The organism is Shewanella sp. S1-49-MNA-CIBAN-0167, assembly GCF_040310145.1.
GTDB lineage: Bacteria > Pseudomonadota > Gammaproteobacteria > Enterobacterales > Shewanellaceae > Shewanella > Shewanella psychromarinicola.
In genome coordinates this window covers 1-302 of record NZ_JBEOPO010000178.1, presented here as the reverse complement: position 1 = coordinate 302, position 302 = coordinate 1, and the positions used below count along the sequence as shown (strand labels likewise).

Below are 302 nucleotides of genomic sequence, written 5' to 3'. Positions count from 1 at the left end.
ACCTTTGATGAAGACGGTGATCTACTGACTGTTGACTTTACCCCTGGCAGCAATGACGACGGTTACTACGCGTTGGTCAACGGCGAAGTGGTATTAACCCAAGCCGGTGCTGACTTCGTTAACAACGGCGGCACGCTGCCTGCAATTGATTTAACCGTGTCAGATGGCAGCTTAACCGGCCAAGACAGTGACACTCCGGTGATCACTCCTACGAACGATGCGCCTACCATTGATGTGGTCGCCAATGACTTTACTGAAAACAGCGCCGTCGATGGCGATGTGGCCGCGACCTACAACACCTT

At 53.0% G+C, this 302-nt stretch carries 1 protein-coding gene; it reads left to right on the top strand.

What is annotated here, in order from left to right; genetic code table 11:
* A partial coding sequence (locus AAEZ00_RS20900; RefSeq protein WP_351089795.1) for a hypothetical protein occupies nucleotides 1–302 on the top strand: 302 nt, incomplete at both ends.